At 74.1% G+C, this 20368-nt stretch carries 12 protein-coding genes; 10 read left to right on the top strand and 2 right to left on the bottom strand.

Annotation, left to right across the window (positions count from 1 at the left end):
- Nucleotides 1-1472 precede the first annotated feature (1472 nt).
- From purN to OYE22_RS20465, 6 genes are all read left to right on the top strand, one after another.
- Nucleotides 1473-2123: a phosphoribosylglycinamide formyltransferase gene (purN, locus tag OYE22_RS20440; protein ID WP_277324232.1), complete on the top strand. Its 651-nt coding sequence runs from the start codon at nt 1473-1475 to the stop codon at nt 2121-2123.
- Entirely contained in the window at nt 2120-3685 is a 1566-nt protein-coding gene (purH, locus tag OYE22_RS20445) for a bifunctional phosphoribosylaminoimidazolecarboxamide formyltransferase/IMP cyclohydrolase (RefSeq protein ID WP_277321761.1), read from the top strand. Before purN ends, purH begins: the two co-directional genes overlap by 4 nt.
- A 161-nt stretch (nt 3686-3846) precedes the next feature.
- A complete protein-coding gene (locus tag OYE22_RS20450; RefSeq protein ID WP_277321762.1) occupies nt 3847-4710 on the top strand; it encodes a bifunctional methylenetetrahydrofolate dehydrogenase/methenyltetrahydrofolate cyclohydrolase in 864 nt (287 codons plus the stop codon).
- An 86-nt stretch (nt 4711-4796) separates the two neighbouring features.
- A complete protein-coding gene (locus OYE22_RS20455) occupies nt 4797-5294 on the top strand; it encodes a DUF3017 domain-containing protein (protein ID WP_348652228.1) in 498 nt (165 codons plus the stop codon).
- 707 nt (nt 5295-6001) lie between these two features.
- Nucleotides 6002-8350 (top strand): DUF2690 domain-containing protein, encoded by a 2349-nt coding sequence (locus tag OYE22_RS20460; protein ID WP_277321763.1) that lies wholly within the window; start codon nt 6002-6004, stop codon nt 8348-8350.
- A 985-nt stretch (nt 8351-9335) separates the two neighbouring features.
- The gene (locus OYE22_RS20465; protein WP_277321764.1) at nt 9336-10325 is read left to right on the top strand and encodes a malate dehydrogenase; all 990 of its coding nucleotides are present in this window, start codon (nt 9336-9338) and stop codon (nt 10323-10325) included.
- Nucleotides 10326-10821: 496 nt separating this feature from the next.
- Here OYE22_RS20465 and OYE22_RS20470 read toward each other — a convergent pair whose 3' ends face one another.
- The gene (locus OYE22_RS20470; RefSeq protein ID WP_277321765.1) at nt 10822-12057 is read right to left on the bottom strand and encodes a metallophosphoesterase; all 1236 of its coding nucleotides are present in this window, start codon (nt 12055-12057) and stop codon (nt 10822-10824) included.
- A 354-nt stretch (nt 12058-12411) separates the two neighbouring features.
- Entirely contained in the window at nt 12412-13191 is a 780-nt protein-coding gene (locus tag OYE22_RS20475) for a hypothetical protein (RefSeq protein WP_277321766.1), read from the bottom strand.
- Nucleotides 13192-13398: 207 nt separating this feature from the next.
- Between OYE22_RS20475 and OYE22_RS20480 the strand changes: the two genes are divergently transcribed.
- The 4 genes from OYE22_RS20480 (at nt 13399) to OYE22_RS20495 (ending at nt 20368) form a co-directional block, all read left to right on the top strand.
- On the top strand, nt 13399-14901 hold the full coding sequence (locus OYE22_RS20480) for an aldehyde dehydrogenase family protein (protein WP_277321767.1): 1503 nt from the start codon (nt 13399-13401) through the stop codon (nt 14899-14901).
- A 396-nt stretch (nt 14902-15297) separates the two neighbouring features.
- Nucleotides 15298-16839: a GMC oxidoreductase gene (locus OYE22_RS20485; protein WP_277321768.1), complete on the top strand. Its 1542-nt coding sequence runs from the start codon at nt 15298-15300 to the stop codon at nt 16837-16839.
- Complete coding sequence (locus OYE22_RS20490; RefSeq protein ID WP_277321769.1) at nt 16836-18284, top strand: glycine betaine/L-proline ABC transporter ATP-binding protein; 1449 nt, start codon at nt 16836-16838, stop codon at nt 18282-18284. The genes OYE22_RS20485 and OYE22_RS20490 overlap by 4 nt, the downstream gene beginning before the upstream one ends.
- On the top strand, nt 18281-20368 hold the full coding sequence (locus tag OYE22_RS20495; RefSeq protein ID WP_277321770.1) for an ABC transporter permease subunit: 2088 nt from the start codon (nt 18281-18283) through the stop codon (nt 20366-20368). Before OYE22_RS20490 ends, OYE22_RS20495 begins: the two co-directional genes overlap by 4 nt.

Consider the following 20368-nt stretch of genomic DNA (forward strand, 5'->3'; position numbering starts at 1 on the left):
GCCATGGCTCTGGCCCTGACCCATGCCCTGGGGTGGCGCGCCGCCCTGGTCCCCGGGGCGCGGGCCCCAACCCGGTGCCGCGCCCGGGCCGGTCGGGGGCCGCTGGCCGCCGTCCTGCTGGCCGTGGCCGGTGGGCTGGTCGCTGGCCGCAGGACCCCAGCGGGCCCAGCGGTCGCGCTTGCCGCGCTGTCCCGCGCCGGCGCTCGACCCGCCCGGCGCCGGCGGGCCGCCGGGCGCGGCGGGCCAGGCCGGCGGCTGCTGGCCCGGCTGCGCTGGCGGCTGCGCCGGCGCGTGCGGCTCACCGGCCGCGCCGGAGCCGCCGCCATGCTCCCCGTCGGCGCCGGGGCGCGCGTCGCCGGCGCCCCGCTCCCGCGAACCCTGTGGGTCCTGAGCCTCCTGCGAGCCGTGCGCGTCCCGAGGCTCCTGTGACTTCCGTGAGTCCTGCGGGTCGGGCGCGCCCTGCGGGTCCGAGGGGTCGCCCTGCGGGCCCGACGCGGGCCCAGTGGCGGGGTCGCTGGGGCCGTCGCCGGGGGAAGCGGGCGACGAGGGCCGCCCGTCGCGCAGCAGCGGCAGCACGCGTGGCGTGTCGACGTACCTCATCGCGACCCCCCCGGCACGGAGGGAAGACAGTGGGAAGTGGAGCGCCGCGCGGCGGTATGGGTCCGGCATGTGGAGTGTGTCTTCCCCTTGTGTCGTCGTCCCGCGGGCCGGGCCTGGTGGCCCGGCTGGCGCCGTCCGGCCTGGGCGCAGACGGGACTGTGGTTCCCACGTCGTCAGCGAATCCCCCGGTCCGTCCGCTCGACCCCGCCCCCTGGCGACCCTTCTTCCTGACGGGTCCCCCGGTGGGTTCCCGGTGGTTTTCCCGGGCCTCCGGGGCGGTTTCTCCGGCTTTCCCAGCGCATTCGCAGTCCAGACGCTACCTCTCGTGCGCGCCCCCGTCCCGTGGGGGCCGTTGCGTGTGCCGGTATCGTTGCCGACGGTCGGCCGCTTCGTAGAGTTCCCTGGAATTCCGCGTTCCGCGATCTCGTACGACCGTACAAAGCCCGGCCGCGGCGGAATGTCCAGGTCAACCGCCGTGCCGGCGCCTGGCAACCGCATACCGCTCCACCGCGTCCGGCGCGCCCGCTCCGGTCGCCCGTCCGTTCCGCCCCGTCCGTCCCGCCGATACCGCTCGTTCCGACCGTCCGACCCGACCCGGGTCGGGGGAGCGCGCCGCCCGCCGTGGCATCGGCCCGCACCACCCGTACGACCAGCGCACCACCCCGCACGGCCCGCACCACTCGCACCACCCGCGTGAGGAACCCCGCATGCGCGTGCGGCGCCCGTGCGCGCACCACGAGAAAGAGACCGCCGTGGCCTCCCCGCCCCCCTCCGCGCCCTCCACCGCATCGGCGGGTGCCGAGCGCGCGCCCGTCCCCGCCGACCCGTCCCGGGCGCGCGGCACCGCAGCCGCCGGCGAGCGCCCCGGCACCGTGGCCGTCGCCCCGCGCGGGCCCGGCGAGCCCCCCGCCCGGCTGGTCGTGCTGGTCTCCGGGTCGGGGACGAACCTGCAGGCCCTGCTCGACGCCATCGCCGCCGACCCGGACGGGTACGGCGCCAGCGTGGTCGCCGTCGGCGCCGACCGCACCGGCATCGCCGGCCTGGAGCGGGCCGAGCGGGCCGGGATCGCGACGTTCGTGTGCCGGGTCGGGGCGTACGGAACGCGCGCCGAGTGGGACCGGGCGCTGACCGAGGCGACCGCCGCGTACGAGCCCGACCTGGTCGTCTCGGCGGGGTTCATGAAGATCGTGGGCCCGGAGTTCCTGGCCCGCTTCGGGGGGCGGATCGTCAACACGCACCCCGCGCTGCTGCCGAGCTTCCCGGGCGCCCACGGCGTGCGGGACGCGCTCGCGTACGGCGCGAAGGTCACCGGCTGCACCGTCCACTTCGTCGACGACGGGGTCGACACCGGTCCGATCATCGCCCAGGGCGTGGTCGAGGTCCGGGACGCGGACGAGGAAGACGGGGGGGCCGCTCTGCACGAGCGGATTAAGGAAGTCGAGCGCAGGCTGCTCGTCGATGTCGTGGGGCGTCTGGCCCGACACGGCTACCGCATTGAGGGACGAAAGGTAAGAATCCCGTGACCGTCGAAGGTACGAAGCGGCCCATCCGCCGCGCGCTGGTCAGCGTCTACGACAAGAGTGGGCTCGAGGAGCTGGCGCTCGGCCTGCACGCCGCGGGCGTCCAGCTCGTCTCGACCGGCTCGACGGCCGGGAAGATCGCCGCGGCCGGGGTGCCGGTGACCAGGGTCGAGGAGCTGACCGGGTTCCCGGAGTGCCTGGACGGCCGGGTCAAGACCCTGCACCCGCGCGTGCACGCGGGCATCCTCGCCGACCAGCGTCTTGAGGCGCACCGCGAGCAGCTCGCCGAGCTGGGCGTGGAGCCGTTCGAGCTGGTGATCGTGAACCTGTACCCGTTCGAGGAGACCGTGGCCTCGGGCGCGGACCCGGACGCGTGCGTGGAGCAGATCGACATCGGCGGGCCCTCCATGGTCCGCGCCGCCGCCAAGAACCATCCGTCGGTGGCCGTGGTCGTCAACCCCGACCGCTACCCGCAGGTGCTCACCGCCGTGGCCGACGGTGGTTTCGACCTCGACCACCGCAAGCGGCTGGCCGCCGAGGCGTTCCACCACACCGCCGCGTACGACACGGCCGTCGCCTCCTGGTTCGCCGCCGACTACGTCGGGGACGGCGAGGAGTTCCCCGGCTTCGTCGGCGCCACCTACGAGCGCAAGAACGTGCTGCGCTACGGCGAGAACCCGCACCAGGCCGCGGCCCTCTACACCGCGGGCGACGGGGGCCTGGCCGAGGCCGAGCAGCTGCACGGCAAGGAGATGTCGTACAACAACTACGTCGACACCGACGCCGCGCGCCGCGCCGCCTACGACCACGGCGCCGACCAGGCGTGCGTGGCCATCATCAAGCACGCCAACCCGTGTGGCATCGCGGTCGGCGCGGACGTCGCCGAGGCGCACCGCAAGGCGCACGCCTGCGACCCGCTGTCCGCCTTCGGCGGCGTGATCGCGGTCAACCAGCCGGTCTCGCGCGCCATGGCCGAGCAGGTCGCCGACATCTTCACCGAGGTCATCATCGCCCCGGACTACGAGGAGGGCGCCGTCGAGGCGCTCGCCAAGAAGAAGAACATCCGGGTGCTGCGCTGCCCGCAGGCCCCCGCCGCGCGGGTGGAGTTCCGCCCGATCGACGGCGGTGGCCTGGCCCAGGCCAAGGACGCCTTCCAGGCCGAGGGCGACGACCCGGCGAACTGGACCCTGGCCACCGGCGAGGCGCTGGACGCGGCCGGGCTCGCCGAGCTGGCGTTCGCCTGGCGCGCCTGCCGCGCGGTCAAGTCCAACGCGATCCTGCTGGCCAAGGACGGCGCCACGGTCGGCGTCGGCATGGGCCAGGTCAACCGGGTGGACTCGGCGCGCCTCGCGGTGCAGCGCGCGGGCGAGGAGCGGGCGCGGGGCGCGTACGCCGCCTCCGACGCGTTCTTCCCCTTCCCTGACGGCCTCGAGGTGCTGACCGAGGCCGGCGTCAGGGCCGTGGTGCAGCCCGGCGGTTCGGTCCGCGACGAGCAGGTCGTCGAGGCCGCGAAGGCGGCCGGCGTGACCATGTACTTCACGGGCACGCGCCACTTCTTCCACTGAGCCCACTCTGAGCTCAGCCTGAGCCCACCGGTCCCGCCACCCCGGCGGGGCCGGTGGCCCAGCCGTTCCCCCCACCCGTACGGGGCCGCACCCCCGGGGCCAGGTCAGCGCCGACCGGCCCGGGAGCGCGCCGATCTCCGCTTATCCAGGAGGATGGGTCCATGACCGCCCAGATTCTCGATGGCAAGGCCACCGCCGCCGCGATCAAGTCCGCTCTCAAAACCCGCGTGGAGGCGCTCCAGGCCAAGGGCGTGCAGCCCGGCCTCGGCACCCTGCTGGTGGGCGACGACCCGGGCAGCACCTGGTACGTGGCCGGCAAGCACCGCGACTGCGCGCAGGTGGGTATCGCCTCCATCCGGCGCGAACTGCCGGACACCGCGACGCAGGAGGAGATCGAGGCGGTCGTCCGCGAGCTGAACGAGGACCCCGAGTGCACGGGTTACATCGTGCAGTTGCCGCTCCCCAAGGGCATCGACACCAACCGGGTCCTGGAGCTGATGGACCCGGCCAAGGACGCCGACGGGCTGCACCCGATGAGCCTGGGCCGCCTCGTCCTCGGTGAGCCGGGGCCGCTGCCGTGCACCCCGTACGGCATCATCCAGTTGCTGCGCCACCACGACGTGGCCATCGACGGGGCGCACGTCGTCGTCGTGGGCCGTGGCATCACCGTCGGCCGCTCGATCGGCCTGCTGCTGACCCGCAAGTCGGAGAACGCGACCGTCACCCTGTGCCACACCGGCACCCGCGACCTGCCGGCCGCCCTGCGCCAGGCCGACATCATCGTGGCCGCCGCGGGCGTGGGGCACCTGATCAAGCCGGAGTACGTCAAGCCGGGCGCCGCGGTGCTCGACGTGGGCATCAGCCGGGACGGCGAAGGCAAGATCGTCGGCGATGTGGACCCCGGCGTCGCCGAGGTCGCCGGCTGGCTCTCGCCCAACCCCGGTGGCGTCGGCCCGATGACCCGGGCCCAACTCCTCGTCAACGTCGTCGAGGCCGCCGAGCGCGCGGCGCGGACGCAGGGCTGACCCCGGCCCCGGGTGCCGCCGGCACCCGGGCTGCCCGTGGGTCACGAGAATTCCAGAGCAAGGGGGCGACCAGCCATGAGCCAGCCATGAGTGCGCACGCGGGCGGCGAGGGCGGCCTGGCCGCCGCGGCGGCCGGAGCGGCGGCGCAGCACGGGCCGCGAGCGGGAACGCGGGCCCAGCGCCACTCCGGACCCGGGCGCGGCTCGCGCAGATTCCCGCGCATCACCCGGGACACGGCTCGCCCGGAGGGCGGCGGCCGGGCGGCGAGCGGACAGGCGCCCGCGCCGGCGCGCCAGTGGCCGCTGCTCACGGTGATGAGCGGCGTCGCCGCCGGGCTGCTGGTCGTCGCGCTCGACGCGCAGCGCGCCGGCACCCTGGTGGTCGGCTTCTCGCTGCTCCTCGGGGCGCTGCTGCGCTGGCTGTTGCCGTCGGTGGGGATGCTGGCGGTCCGCTCGCGCTTCACCGACATGGTGACGTACGGGCTGCTCGGGTCCCTGATCGTGGTGCTGTCGATGATGACGCAGCCGGACCCGTGGCTGGAGATCCCGTTCCTGGAGGACCTGATGGAGTTCACGGTCCGCTGAGCCGGGTTCCGCGCGCCGGCCGGTCGGCTCGGCCGGTCGGCTGCGCGGCGCGCGGGCACGACATGACGGCGGCTCGTCCTCCACCCCCGTGGGAGGACGAGCCGCCGCTCGCTGCGTCCGGGCCCACGTCCTCCGGTGCTTCAGAAGTGACGGCCACTGTCGCGCGGTATTGCAGTGTCGCGCTGGTGTCGTGGTATCACGCTGGTGTCGCACTGGAGCGCGGATTGTTTCCCGGCTCGCGTTTCGAACTGTGTACGAGCATCGCCGCGGGGGACGCCGTGGATCAAGCGCGGGGTGTGGCCTGTGGCGCGGAAGTGACTGTTCCGGTACCACGTCGCGGTTACGCAACGAGACCGCTGCGAACACGTCCCCTCCGACCTGGCCGCCGCCCGCCCGGCGGCGAGTGGACCGACGGCGGGGTGCGACGAGCGAGCCGGTCGCCACGCTCGCCGAGGTCGCCGGGGCGGGCGACGCGACGGAACGCGGTCCCGTGGTGCGTCCCGTATGCGGGAAACTGTCATCCTTGGGTACGGCCTGCGGTCAGCGGATCTGACGGTCGGATGAACGTACGGTCGGCAGGTCGCACGGTCGGTGTGGTGCTGACCGGGCCGCGGGCGTCGTCGGGCGCCCGCCGGAGCCGGGCGCACGGATGGGCCCGATGACGACGTCGTACGAATCGAATGAGGAAGTAGGGGGGCGGGGGGACGATGCCTCGCTGGAGAGAGCTTCCGGAGGAACTCGATCCGCGCGTGCGGGACTTCACCGAGCGGCTGCGCGAGCTGGTCGAGCGCGCCGGGCTGAGCGCGAGCGCGGTCGCGGAGCGCACCGGCTACGAGCGGGCCGCGTGGGGGCGCTTCCTCGGCGGCAGGGCGCTGCCGCCGCGCGACGCCGTGACGGCGCTGGCCGAGGCGGCCGGAGCCGACGTGGACGAGCTGGACGCGCTGCGGGACGCGGCGGAGCACGCGTCGCGCGGTGCGGAGTCGCGGCACGACCGCGCGTCGACACCACCCCGTGGCGCCCCCGTGCGCCCCGCGCTCGCGCCGGTAGCGCTGCGCGCCGGAGCGGGCGCCAAGGCCCCGGCGCGGGCCGAGCTGGAGGAACGCCGAGCTGGGGAGCTGGACGGTTCGGCGCGTACGGACACGAGCGAGCCGGCCGGCACGGCCGACGGCGCCCCGGGTGCCGGGCGGCTTACGGCGGCGGCGCCGGCCGCGTCGAACGGGCGCACCCCGCCACGGGCTTGGCCGGTCCTCGACCGGGAGCGCGCGCTCGGCAACGGCGGGCCCACCGCCGCGCTGGTCCGCCGCCCGGCGGCGCGGCGCGCCCCGGCGGGGGAGCGGGCCGTCGCGGGTCGGCAGGCGGTCACCGGCGACGAGGCCGTGGCCGACGGCAGGTCGGCGGACGGCCAACAGGCCGGCGGCCGGTCGCTGCCCGACCGGGGCCAGCGGGCCCTGCCGCAGCCACGGGCGCCGCGATCCGAGCCCCGCCGACCGGCAGCCAAGCGCTCGCTCCTGACGGCCCGCAAGGCGCTGACCCGCAAGGCGGCGTCGAACGCGGAACCCACCGCGAGCGGGCCGGCGCCCGAGGGGCCGGACCTGCCCGGAAGGCCGTTCGCGGACGCCGCAGACGCGGACGCCGCGGTCGACCCATCCGGCGCGGCCTCCGCGGCCGCAGCGCCGAAGGCCGCGCGGCGCGCGGGTGCGGGTGCGGGTGCGGGTGCGGACGAGCTGGCCTTGCCGGCGGACACGATCGAGGCGCGGCGGGCGGCCGACCTGCTCGCGGCGATGCTCAAGGCACGGGACGCGGCGCGCGCGAAGAGCACGGCCGACGAGGACGCCGGGCCGTCCGACGCCACGCCCGACGAGGCGGCGGCGACGGGTCAGGCGAAGGCGGGCCAAGCGGCGACGGGCCAGGCGGAGACGGGTCCGACGACGGCTCCGGAGAAGGAACCCGGGGAGACGAACGCGACGGACGCGGCGGACGTGGCGGACGTGGCGGAGGCGGGGCCGGTGGCCGAGCCCGACGACGCCTCCCCGCAGGGGGCGACCACCGAAGCGGGGCCGCCGAAGCCCGCGGTGCGGGGCGACGCGCCGGGGCCCGCCGTTCGAGCTGGTGCGGGGAAGCCGAAGGCCGGCGCCGGCGCGGGGCGGGCGAAGGGCCCCGCCGGGGCGCGGCCGGCCTCAAGGACGACCGAGGCGGCCAAGCCAGCGGACGCGGCGGACGAGGCCGCGCGGCCCGCGCCCCGGCTGGCCTGGCCACGGGCGCTCGCGACGCCGACGCCGGGCCAGGGCGCGCCGCCGCGCACACCCACGGGCCCCGCGTCACGGGCCGGCGCTGGCGCGCGCCCGGCGCGCCAGTCGTGGGCGCACGAGCCGGCGGGGGCCGACGAGCCTGGGGCGCCGGCGCGGAGCCTGGTGCTGTCTGCCCCGGTCCCGGCCGCCGCCCCTGCCACCGGCGCCAGTGCCCGTACCGGTGCGGAGCCCGCGCCGCGAGGCGGGCCCGGGGCGCCGGCGAAGCCTGTCGCGGACGGCGGGGCGGTTCCGACCGGAGCGGTGGGCGGGCGCTGGCACCGGCTGGGCATGTTCGCCGCGGGAGTGGTGGGCACCCTGCTCGTGGTCGCGGCGGTGATGCTCGTCTTCGACGTCCGGTTCGGGGACGGCGAGTCGAAACGGTCCGCCCCGACGACGACGCCCAGCGCACCGCTGCCGGAGGGCGTCCGATGCACCGGCGCGGCCTGCGGCGGCAAGGACCCCGAGGCGATGGGCTGCGGCGGTACGCACGCGAAGACCGCCACCGACGCCATGGTGGGCGGCGTGTACGTGGAGGTCCGCTACAGCAAGGTGTGCGGCGCCGCCTGGGCCCGTATCGCCCAGGCGGCACCCGGCGACGAGGTGCGCGTACGGGGCGGGGCCTCGGACGCGGAACGCGGCCAGGAGCGGCGCCGGACCGCGAACGCCGACGGTGACGCGTACACCGCCATGGTGCCCGTGCGGTCCGCGAAGCTGGCCACGGCGTGTGTCACACGGACGACGGGAGAAACCGGGTGCACCAGCTCGTGACGCGACGTCAGCGGCGGGTGCCGGTACGGGCGTAGCGGCTTCGCCGGCCGGGCGGTCAAGGATCGCCCGGCCGTACGCGGGGCGCGCCCGAGCGGTGCGAAAGCGCCGCCGGCACGGCCCGGGCGCCGGCGCCCGGGCAGGGGGAGCGGCGGGGGTGCGGGGGTGGGCACGATCGCCCGGGTGCGGGGAAGGTTGACGGCGTCTTGACAGAGCGTCACTTCCGACGGCCTATTTTGCCCTGTTCTGTTGGTGAATTGCGTAGGGCGAGTGACCGTTCGGTGATAGTGCGCATCGCGGGGGCATGCGCACGCCAATGCGGGGCAAGCGACTAGTAACCCCCCACGGGTACGGCAAGGCCGCTGGCGGTCGTTCGCGTTTCCTCCTGAGCGCGAACGGCCGCCGCTGGCATGTCCGGGCCAGCCCCGCCCACCCGGCCGGCCCTACTCCCGGGCCCGCGCGGTTCACCCCGGGTCTGACTCGTCAGGGCTCGCCGCCGGCCCGGTCGACGACCCGGTGCCGATGTCGCCGACGCGTTCCGCACTCTCGCGCCCACCTCCGCCCGGCACCGCCCCGTCGCGTCCCGCGCCGCCCCGCCGGTCCCGCCTCGCCGGTCCCGCCGGCCCTGGATGGCACGCCGGTCCCGGATGGCATGACGGTCCCGCCGGCCTCGGCTGACGCGCCGGCCACGGCGCCGTCGACTCCGGCCGCCACTCCGTAGGACAAGACGCAGACCACCGCGCCGGCAGGCCCGTAACGTCGCGCGTGCGGACGCGGCCACGGCCGGCTCGGTCGTCACTGCCGTGCCGGCTCGGTCGTCACCGCCGTGCCGGCTCGGTCGCCGCCGCACGGCCGGTGAGGTGGGACACACCGGGCAGCGGAGTGGGCGTTCGCCGCGTCGGATAGCCTGGCGCCGCGTCTCTCGATACCAAGAGACCTCGGAAAATGGGCAGGGACACCCACCGCTAGCTCGCAGCAGGAGATTGCCATGACCCGCACTCCCGTCAATGTCACCGTTACCGGCGCGGCCGGCCAGATCGGCTACGCGCTGCTCTTCCGCATCGCCTCCGGTCACCTCCTCGGCGCGGACGTGCCGGTCAAGCTCCGCCTCCTGGAGATCCCGCAGGGCCTCAAGGCCGCCGAGGGCACCGCCATGGAGCTGGACGACTGCGCGTTCCCGCTGCTGCGCGGCATCGACATCACGGACGACCCGAACGTGGCCTTCGACGGCGCCAACGTCGCCCTGCTCGTGGGCGCTCGCCCGCGGACCAAGGGCATGGAGCGTGGCGACCTGCTGGAGGCCAACGGCGGCATCTTCAAGCCGCAGGGCGCGGCGATCAACGCCCACGCCGCGGACGACATCAAGGTCCTGGTCGTGGGCAACCCGGCCAACACCAACGCGCTCATCGCGCAGGCCGCGGCGCCGGACGTGCCGCGCGAGCGCTTCACCGCGATGACCCGCCTGGACCACAACCGCGCCGTCTCGCAGCTCGCGCAGAAGACCGGCACCCCGGTCAGCGAGATCCGCAAGCTCACGATCTGGGGCAACCACTCGGCCACCCAGTACCCCGACATCTTCCACGCCGAGATCGCCGGCAAGAACGCCGCCGAGGTCGTGAACGACGAGCAGTGGCTGGCGGACACCTTCATCCCGACCGTCGCCAAGCGCGGCGCCGCGATCATCGAGGCCCGTGGCGCGTCCTCGGCCGCCTCGGCCGCCAACGCCGCCATCGACCACGTGCACACCTGGGTCAACGGCACCGCCGCTGGCGACTGGACCTCCATGGGCATCCCGTCGGACGGTTCGTACGGCGTGCCGGAGGGCCTCATCTCCTCCTTCCCCGTCACCACGCAGGGCGGCACGTACGAGATCGTGCAGGGCCTGGAGATCAACGAGTTCTCGCGGACCCGCATCGACGCGTCCGTCAAGGAGCTCGCGGAGGAGCGCGAGGCCGTGCGCGGCCTCGGCCTGCTCTGATCCACCGGCCCGCCCGATCCACGGGACCGCGCGGGCTCACGGACCTCTGGTCCGAGCGGGCTCGCGGGCCGCTGGCCGTCCGAGTGGACCTCGGCGCGTAGGCCGCGCCTGAGAGCTATGCGAAAGGCCGTTCCCCAGCAGTGCGCTGGGGGACGGCCTTTGCCGTGCGCCGGGCCGCGCCGACGAGATGGATGGGACGTGCGGTACGCGCGGTACGTGCGGTACGTGCGGACGAGGCGTGCTGGCGGGGGCGCGCCCCACCTACGGCACGCGTAAGGCATACGAACCAGCAGTTATCCACAGGGGTCCAGCCCCACTTATCCACAGCCTCTTCCGCTCTTCCCCACGCTCGCCCCGCCTCCTCTAACGTGAAGCACAGCTCGCGAACGCACCCCCGCACCGCATCGCGGATCAGGTGCCGTTCGCCGTCGCACCGACGGGCGGGCGTGTCCTCGCGGGACACTCCCGTACCCGTGGCGGCGGGGCTGACGTTACGTCAGGAGCGCGCGCTCAACGCCGAAGTGGAGGTGAAGCGATGAACCCGCGTGGCGGTGGCGGTGGCCACGTCCACGGTGTAGGCGTCGATGGTCAGCTTGCCCGTCGACACCTTCATCACCATGAAGCCGTGCTGGCCGAAGTCCTGCCAGCGCGCCGGGTGATCGTCATGTGCCTTGCCGTCGCCCTTCTTGCCCGCCGTGCCGCACACGATTTGCCGCGTGCCCCGCGACCGCTTGGTGGGCTCAAGGATCTGCTGCGTGTGGTCGTGCCCGGACAGGATCAGGTCGGCCCGGCCGCACACCACCTCCTCATACAACTCCTTGAGGTGCACGCCGCTGGTGTAGTGGCCGATCGTGAAACCGTCATAGGAGCCCGCGCTGCCGTGCTTGCCGTTGTTCAGGTACGGGTGGTGCCCGATGACGATCTTCCACGTGGCGCGGGAGGCGGTGAGCGCCGAGTCCACCCAACGCCGCTGCTCGCGCATGTACGGGCCGTCCCAGCGGAAATACGGGTCGAGCTGCGTGACGGTCGACGCCACCGGGTTGGTGTCCACCGCGAAGAACTCCACCACGGGCGCGCCTCTGCCGGGGCCGGCCGGCAGTGCGGTCGAGTAGTAGCGCGCGGGCATGTACCAGCGGCGCGACGTCGTCGCGTAGGCCACCTCGCGGTCGCCGCGCGAGGGGTCGCCGCCGCTGCCGGGTATCAGCCCGGAGCAGTCGTGGTTGCCGAGCACCATCAGCCACGGCACGTCGATGCCGGTGTTGGGCTTCTCGAACCTGGTGTGGAACTCGTCGTCGTGCGCCGACTCGGGCCCGTTCTCATACAGGTTGTCGCCCAGGCCGATGGCCAGCCCGACGCCCTCCGTGCGGCACACCTTCCGCGCGGCTTCGGCGACGGCGTACTGGGCCTCGTTGCCGGTGCCCGCGTCCCCGGTGACCAGCACCGCATACGAACCCCCGGGCCCCGGCCGGCTGGGCAGGGGGAACTTGTCCACCGGGGCACCGCTCGCCGCCCGCGCGGCCTGCGCCGCCTGGGCTGCCTGCGGTAGCAGGGCGAGCGCCGCCGCTCCGGCCACCGCGCCACCCAGCACGGTGCGACGGCCCACGCCCGGACCAGCGGCGTCGACGACGGGCTCGGCGGCGGGCCGACCGGTGGTGACGATGCTGTCGTCGAGGTCGAGCCACTGCCTCTCGGTCAGATCGGGGCGCGGCGGTGTGTATTCGTCATCGCACATGCCAGGTTTCTCGCAGGTAACTTCGACCCGCTGGTGGAGGCGTTGCGAACACCCGGTGAAGGTCTGCGGGCGGCGGGGGGGGGGGGGAGGGAGGGGGAGGGGGGAGGGGCCCCACCCCCACATGCCGCCCCCCCACGCCCCGCCCACAGGCCCCCCTACGCCCGCCCCTCACCACCGCCCCCCACGTGAACCCACCCCACGCTCCCCACAGGCCCCACACCCACCCCGCGCCCACCCACACACCAACGGCCCGCCCCGCGCCAAGCGGCGAGGCGGGCCGTAGGAGAATCCGCAGCGAAATCCGTGGAGGTATCCACAGCGGAAGCCGTAGCGGGGATCCGTAGGGTGTGCGCCCTACTTGCCGAACTGCTCCTCGAACTTCGCGATGTCGATGACCTCGCTCGCGGGCGGCGGGGTCGTGTCGACGGGCTTCTCGTAGTCGCTCAGCTCGACGGTGCCGGGCTCCTTGCCGCCCACGACGCTGATCTTGAGCGGGTACGGAGTGCCGGTGGCGGCGACGAACATCGTCTGCTTGCCGCCGTCGTCGCTGGGGCTCGTGAGGGGGACGACGAGCTGGGTGCCGAGCTTGGTGGGCTCGCCCTTGGTCAGCTTGTCCTTGGTGTCGCTGTCCGACTTGATGGACGCCTGCATCGCCGCCAGGTTGCACATGTCGGCGTTGTCCTTGAGCATTTCGTCGTCGGTGGTGCCGTGGATGTAGCGGTCCTTGAACAGCTCGGCCGCCGCCTCGCCCTCCTTGCCGCCGACGTCGGGCTGCGTCCAGAACTTGGCGTTCGGCTTCATCCAGACCTTGGTGTCGGCCTTGATCAGCTCGGAGCTGGCGCCCTGGGCATCACCGATGGTGCCGTTGCAGTTGCCCTTCTTGTCGAGGGCCAGGTTGATCTTCAGCGACTCCGCGCCGGTGCCCTGGTCCATCTTCATGCGCAGCGAGGTCGCGCCGAGCAGGGCTTCCTTGGCCTTGTCGGAGATCTGCTGCGCGGACAGGTTGGCGAGTTCGTTCTTCGGCTCCTGCGACGCCTTGTCGCTCTTGCTGTCGCTGTCGTTGCCGCAGCCCGACAGGCCCAGCACCGCAACCACGCAGGCCGTCGCGGCCAGCACGCCGTACTTCCTCGTCATGGTGAGATCCATCCCCCTCAGTTAACTAGCGGAGGGTGAATTTATCAGCTCTTTACTCCCCAAAGCTTGCCAGGCTTGATCACAGATAGTGAGACAGACCACTTTCCATGAAAAGTGATGCATACGTTGGTGCCTTCCGGGGAGGGGTTTCGGTTGCTGGTGTGACCAGCAGTGGAACATTTCGGTGTATCGGAAGGCAGAACCAACGTGTCGGCGATCGAGACCATCCATGTTGACGGAGAGTGGCGAGCGGCTGCCAGTGGCGCCGAGCGGGAGGTGCTCGACCCAGCGGACGCGACCGTTCTCGCGAAGGTGGCCGAGGGCGACGCGTCCGACGTCGACGCGGCGGTCGCCGCGGCGCGCCGGGCCTTCGACAGCGGACCGTGGCCGCGTACGCCGGTGGCCGAGCGCGCCGCGCTGCTGCGCCGGGTCGCCGACCTCCTCCAGCGGGACCGTGAGGAGATCGCGCTGACCGAGAGCCGGGACACCGGCAAGACCCTGGAGGAGGGCCGGGTCGACGTCGACGACGTGACCGCCGCCTTCCGCTACTTCGCCGACCTCGTGACGAACGAGAGCGGTGGCCGGGTCGTGGACGCGGGCAGCCCGGACGTGCACAGCGTGGTCGTCCACGAGCCGGTCGGCGTCTGCTCGCTGATCACACCGTGGAACTACCCGCTGCTCCAGGCGAGTTGGAAGATCGCCCCGGCGTTGGCCGCGGGCAACACCTTCGTCCTCAAGCCCAGTGAGGTCACCCCGTTGTCCACGGTCCATCTGGTGCGCCTCCTGGTGGAGGCCGGGCTGCCGGCCGGTGTGGCGAACCTGGTGACCGGCGCGGGCGACCCGGTGGGCGCCCGTATGTCGGAGCACCCGGACGTCGATCTCGTCTCCTTCACCGGCGGTCTCGCCAGCGGCGTCAAGGTCTCCCAGGCCGCCGCGCCGACCGTGAAGAAGGTCGCCCTCGAACTGGGCGGCAAGAACCCCAACGTCGTCTTCGCCGACGCCTGCGCCACCGAAGAGGGCTTCGACACCGCCGTCGACCAGGCGCTGAACGCCGCGTTCATCCACAGCGGCCAGGTCTGCTCGGCGGGCGCCCGGTTGATCGTCGAGGAGTCGGTGCGCGAGCGCTTCGTCACCGAACTCGCCCGCCGCGCCGAGCGGATCAAGCTCGGCCGGGGCACCGAGCCCGGCGTCGAGTGCGGCCCGCTCGTCTCCCGCCAGCAGTGGGAGAAGACGCGGGCGTACGTCGAGTCGGCGCTCGCCGAGGGCGCGTCGCTGCGTTGCGGCGGCGGCCAGCCCGAGCCCGCCGCGAACCGCCCCGCCACCGGGTTCTTCTTCGCCCCCACCGTGCTCGACCAGTGCCACCGCGAGATGCGCGTGGTCCGCGAGGAGACCTTCGGGCCCATCCTCACCGTGGAGACCTTCCGCACCGAGGACGAGGCGGTGGCGCTCGCCAACGACACCGAGTACGGGCTCGCGGGCGCCGTGTGGAGCGCCGACGCGGGCCGCGCCCGCCGGGTCGCCGGGCGGCTGCGGCACGGCACCGTGTGGATCAACGACTACCACCCGTACCTGCCGCAGGCCGAGTGGGGCGGGTTCGGCAAGTCCGGCGTCGGGCGCGAGCTGGGCCCCTCGGGCCTGGCGGAGTACCGCGAGGCCAAGCACGTCTACCAGAACCTGGACCCGCGGCCCGTCCGCTGGTTCGCTGGCTGACCGCCCCGGCGGGCGTACCGACCCACCCGCCCCGGCGGGCGCACCACCCCGCCTGCCTCGCGGGCGCACCAACCCACCCGCCTCCACGGGCGCGCCAACCGCCCGCCCTCGCGGGTACGTCAACCCGCCAGCCCTCGCGGGCGCACCAACGGCCCGCACCCACCCGCCAACCCGCCTACCCGCCCCCGGCTGTCGGCGGATCACCCCGCCGACCGCCGTGGACGCACCCAACCCACCCGCCCTCGCGCGGACGCGCCCACCCGCCTGCCCCCCTTCGGCGGCACGCCAGCCGCCTGCCCCTGCGGGCACGCCAACCGCCTGCCCCTCGCAGGCAAGCCAACCCGCCTGCCCACGTCCCACGTTCACGCACGTACCTTGCAGAAGGAGCGACCCCCCATGCCCGTTTACGACTACGTCGTGGTCGGCGGTGGCACCGCCGGCTCGGTGATCGCCTCCCGGTTGACCGAGGACCCGAACGTCACCGTCGCCGTCATCGAGGGCGGCCCCACCGACATCGACCGCCCCGACGTGCTCACCCTGCGCCGCTGGCTCGGCCTGCTCGGCGGTGACCTCGACTACGACTACCCCACGACCGAGCAGCCACGCGGCAACTCGCACATCCGGCACAGCCGCGCCAGGGTCCTCGGCGGTTGCTCCTCGCACAACACGCTCATCAGCTTCAAGCCGCTGCCCGGCGACTGGGACGAGTGGGCCGAGGCCGGCGCGCGGGGTTGGGACGCGGCGTCCATGGACCCGTACTTCGCCAGGCTGCGCAACAACATCGTCCCGGTGCACGAGAAGGACCGGAACGCGATAGCCAGCGACTTCGTCGCCGCCGCCCAGGCCGCCCTCGACGTGCCGCGGGTCGAGGGGTTCAACAAGGCGCCGTTCCACGAGGGGGTCGGCTTCTTCGACCTGGCGTACCACCCGGAGGACAACAAGCGCTCCTCCGCCTCCGTCGCCTACCTGCACCCGCACATCGAGGCGGGCGACCGGCCGAACCTCACCCTCCTCCTGGAGACCTGGGCCTACCGGCTCGAACTCGACGCCGACCGGGCCACCGGCGTGTGGGTGCGGGCCAAGGACGGCACCGAGGAACTCGTCGAGGCGTCGCGCGAGGTGCTGGTGTGCGCGGGCGCGGTGGACACCCCGCGGCTGCTGATGCACTCGGGCATCGGCCCGCGCGGCGACCTGGAGGCGCTGGGCATCCCCGTCGTCCACGACCTGCCGGGCGTCGGCGAGAACCTGCTCGACCACCCCGAGTCGGTCATCGTGTGGGAGACCAACGGCCCGATCCCGGACAACTCGGCGATGGACTCCGACGCCGGCCTGTTCGTCCGTCGCGACCCGGAATCGCGCGGCCCGGACCTGATGTTCCACTTCTACCAGATCCCCTTCACCGACAACCCGGAACGCCTCGGCTACGAGAAGCCCACGCACGGCGTGTCGATGACGCCCAACATCCCCAAGCCGCGCAGCCGTGGCCGGCTCTACCTCACCAGCGCCGACCCGGCCGTCAAGCCCGCGCTCGACTTCCGGTACTTCACGGACGAGGACGACTACGACGGCCGCACGCTGGTGGACGGCATCAAGATCGCGCGCCGGGTCGCGGCACAGGAGCCGCTGGCCGGCTGGCTGGGGCGCGAGGTGTGCCCGGGCCCGGAGGTCACCTCGGACGAGGAGATCAGCGAGTACGCCCGTAAGGTCGCGCACACCGTCTACCACCCCGCCGGCACCTGCCGGATGGGCGCCGGCGACGACGAACTGGCCGTCGTGGACCCGGAGTTGCGCGTACGCGGCCTGCGGAACCTGCGGATAGCCGACGCGTCGGTCTTCCCGACGATGCCGGCCGTCAACCCCATGATCGGGGTCCTGATGGTGGGGGAGAAGTGCGCCGAGTTGTTGGTGCGCACCCAGACGCCGGGAGGTGCCGCATGAGCAGCGCCCGCCACTCCCAGGACACCACGCGGGGACCGAAACCGCCGGCGTCGGAGCGCGCGCGTTCCGACGCCGCCACCCCGACCAACGCGGCTGCCACCACCACCTCGACCAGCGCGGCCGCCCCCACCCCGACCAGCCCGGCCGCCGCCACCTCGGCCACCGGGCAGGCGGGCGATCCGGCCGTCTTCGCGGTGCGCGACCTGTGGAAGGTCTTCGGACCGAAGGCCGACCGCATCCCCGGTAGCCCCGAAGCCGACCTGCCCGCCGCCGAGCTGCGCGAGCGCACCGGTTGCACGGCGGCCGTGCGCGGCGTGAGCTTCGACGTCCGCAAGGGCGAGGTGTTCGTCGTGATGGGCCTGTCCGGATCGGGCAAGTCCACGCTGGTGCGCTGCCTGACCCGGCTCATCGAGCCGACCAGCGGCAGCGTGGACATCGACGGCGAGGACGTGCTCGCCATGGACCGCTCCCGGCTGCGCGAACTGCGTCGGCACCGCGCCGCCATGGTCTTCCAGCACTTCGGCCTGTTGCCGCACCGCTCGGTGCTCGACAACGTCGCGTACGGGCTCGAGGTGCAGGGCGTGGGCAAGGCGCGGCGGCGCGCGAAGGCCGCCGAGATGGTGGCCAAGGTCGGCCTGACCGGCCTGGAGCACCGCCGCCCCGGCCAGCTCTCCGGCGGCCAGCAACAGCGCGTGGGCCTGGCCCGCGCGCTGGCGGTCGACCCGGAGGTGCTGCTGTTCGACGAGCCGTTCAGCGCGCTCGACCCGCTGATCCGGCGCGACATGCAGGAGGAGGTCATCCGCCTGCACCGGGACGAGGGCCGCACCATGGTCTTCATCACCCACGACCTGAGCGAGGCGCTGCGCCTGGGCACCCGCATCGCGCTGATGCGCGACGGCCGGATCGTGCAACTCGGCACGCCCGAGGAGATCGTGGGTTCCCCGGCCGACGCGTACGTACGGGACTTCGTCCGCGACGTCCCCCGCGAGCAGGTGCTCACCGTCCGCCGCGCGATGCGCCCGGCCCGTCCCGACGAGGTCGACCGGGGGCCCGCGCTGGCACCCGGCGCCACCGTCGCCGAGGCCATCGAGGCCGTGGCCCGTTCCGGCGGCCCGGCCCGCGTGATGGACGCCGGCCGCTGCCTCGGCGTGGTCGACCACGCCCGCCTGCTCGACGTCGTCGCCGGCCTGGACGAGCCGGCCCCCACGACCGCTCCCGCCGACCCGGCCGCCGCCGTACCGCCCGCCACCACCGCTCCCGCCGAGCCAGCCAGCACCGACCCGGCCGCGACGGCCCCGGCCGCCCCAACGCCCGAGCCGGCCGCGGGCCAGTCCACCAACCAGGCTCCCGCCCAGATCCCGGACCGGACCGGTGAGCCAGCCCCCGAACCCCCCGGCGACGGCGCCCCATCCGCCACGGCGGCCGGCTCTGGGGGCCGCGGATGAGCGCCGCCACCCCACCCGCCACCGGCCAGGGGTCCGCGCCCACCGCCGACCCCGCCACCACGCTGGCCGACGCGCCGGGCACGGGCAGCGCGGGCAGCACGGAAGCCCGCAAGCCCAGGCCCAAGCCCGACTCCGGGCCCGCCCCCGCCGAGGGTGACGGCCGCGAACAGAGCCGCGTCCGCGCCCTGCTGCGCCACCGTGGCCTGCACAAGCTCGCGGTGCTCGCCGTGCTGGCCGCCGTCCTGGTGCCGATCGCGCACGCCAAGTGGTCCAGCGGGAGTTGGCCGGAGGCGCTGACCGTCGACCTGACGGACCCGCTGACCGACACCAACGACTGGATCATCGACAACCGCGACAGTCACCCGCTGTTCCTCTACTTCTTCGGGCACATCAGCAACGGCATCGTGGCCTCGGTGCGCGGCGTCTACCTGGTGCTGCTCGCCCTCGGCTGGACCGGCGTCACCGCCGCCGCGACGCTGGTCGCCTGGCGTACCGCGGGCGCGCGGACCGCGCTGACCAGCGCCGTCTCGTTCGCGGTGTGCGGGCTGCTCGGCATGTGGGTGCCGACCATGCAGACCCTGGCGCTGATGGTCGTCGCGGTCGCGCTGTCCGTCGTGGTCGGCGGGTTGCTGGGGCTGGCCGGCGGGCTGTTCGAGCGGGCCTTCCGGGTGCTGCGCCCGGTGCTCGACACCATGCAGGTGCTGCCGGCGTTCGCGTACCTGCTGCCCGTCGTCCTGGTCTTCGGGATCGGCGTGCCGGGCGCGGTGCTGGCCACCGTCATCTACGCCGCCCCGCCCATGGCCCGGCTCACCGCGCTCGGGCTGCGCGGCGCCGACCCCGGCGTCCTTGAGGCCGTCGACTCGCTGGGCGCCGGCCGCTGGCAGCGCCTGGTGACCGCCCGGCTGCCGCTGGCCCGCAAGGAGCTGCTGCTCGGCCTCAACCAGACGATCATGATGGCCCTCTCGATGGCCGTGATCGCCTCCATGATCGGTGGCGGCGGCCTCGGTGACCGGGTCTACCAGGCGCTCTCTTCGGTCGACGTCGGGGCCGCGCTGGCCGCCGGCATCCCGATCGTGCTGCTGGCGGTCGTCCTGGACCGGACGACCGCCGCCGCGGGCGAGCACTCCCACGCCCCGGCCGCCCCGCGCTGGCTGCGCGGCCTGGACGGCTGGGCCGTCGCGGCGGCCCTGGTCGCGGGCCAGCTCGCCGACTCGCTGACGTGGCCGAAGAGTTGGACGGTGGAGATCGCCGAGCCCGTCAACGACGCCGTCGACTGGATGACCGACCACCTCTACACGGGCGTCCCGGTCGTCGGCGGCACCGCCGACTGGGCCGGCCACTTCACCTCCTGGGTGCTCGACCCGCTGCGCGACGGCCTACAGGCCCTGCCGTGGTGGTCGGCGCTGCTGATCGTCGCCGCCCTCGCCTGGCTGATCGGCACCTGGGGCACGGCCCTGACCGCCACCCTGGCCATGGCCGCCGTCGGCGTGCTCGGTGTGTGGGACGAGTCGATGAACACGCTCTCCCAGGTCCTGGCCGCCGTCGCCGTCACGCTCGTCATCGGCTTCGCGATCGGCATCGCGGCGGCCCGCAGCGAGCGCCTTGAGCGGCTGTTGCGCCCGGTGCTCGACGTGTTCCAGACGATGCCGCAGTTCGTGTACCTGATCCCGGTGGTCGCGCTGTTCGGCGTCGGGCGCGCCCCGGCCGCCGCGGCCGCCATCGTCTACGCGCTGCCCGCGGTCGTCCGCATCACCACCCAGGGGCTGCGCCAGGTGGACCCGGCGGCCCTGGAGGCCGCCCGCTCCCTCGGCGCGAGCCGTGGCCAGCAACTGCGCCAGGTGCAACTCCCGCTCGCCAGGCCCGCGCTGCTGCTCGCCGTCAACCAGGGCGTCGTCCTCGTGCTGGCCGTGGTCATCATCGGTTCGCTGGTGGGCGGCGGCGGCCTCGGCTACGAGGTGCTGTTCGGCCTGGCCCAGGGCGACCTGGCCACCGGCCTCGTCGCGGGCGCGGCCATCGTCTGCCTGGGCCTGATGCTCGACCGCGTGACGCAGCCGACGGCGCGCCGCGCCCGGAAGGGGGCCTGA

The organism is Streptomyces sp. 71268, assembly GCF_029392895.1.
In the GTDB taxonomy this organism is placed as follows: Bacteria; Actinomycetota; Actinomycetes; order Streptomycetales; family Streptomycetaceae; genus Streptomyces.

Coding starts and splice junctions, on each gene's coding strand:
- OYE22_RS20450 (WP_277321762.1), top strand. CDS start 3,847: ATGACCGCCCAGATTCTCGATGGCAAGGCCACCGCCGCCGCGATCAAG.
- OYE22_RS20455 (WP_348652228.1), top strand. CDS start 4,797: ATGAGTGCGCACGCGGGCGGCGAGGGCGGCCTGGCCGCCGCGGCGGCC.
- OYE22_RS20460 (WP_277321763.1), top strand. CDS start 6,002: ATGCCTCGCTGGAGAGAGCTTCCGGAGGAACTCGATCCGCGCGTGCGG.
- OYE22_RS20465 (WP_277321764.1), top strand. CDS start 9,336: ATGACCCGCACTCCCGTCAATGTCACCGTTACCGGCGCGGCCGGCCAG.
- OYE22_RS20470 (WP_277321765.1), bottom strand. CDS start 12,057: ATGTGCGATGACGAATACACACCGCCGCGCCCCGATCTGACCGAGAGG.
- OYE22_RS20475 (WP_277321766.1), bottom strand. CDS start 13,191: ATGACGAGGAAGTACGGCGTGCTGGCCGCGACGGCCTGCGTGGTTGCG.
- OYE22_RS20485 (WP_277321768.1), top strand. CDS start 15,298: ATGCCCGTTTACGACTACGTCGTGGTCGGCGGTGGCACCGCCGGCTCG.
- OYE22_RS20490 (WP_277321769.1), top strand. CDS start 16,836: ATGAGCAGCGCCCGCCACTCCCAGGACACCACGCGGGGACCGAAACCG.
- OYE22_RS20495 (WP_277321770.1), top strand. CDS start 18,281: ATGAGCGCCGCCACCCCACCCGCCACCGGCCAGGGGTCCGCGCCCACC.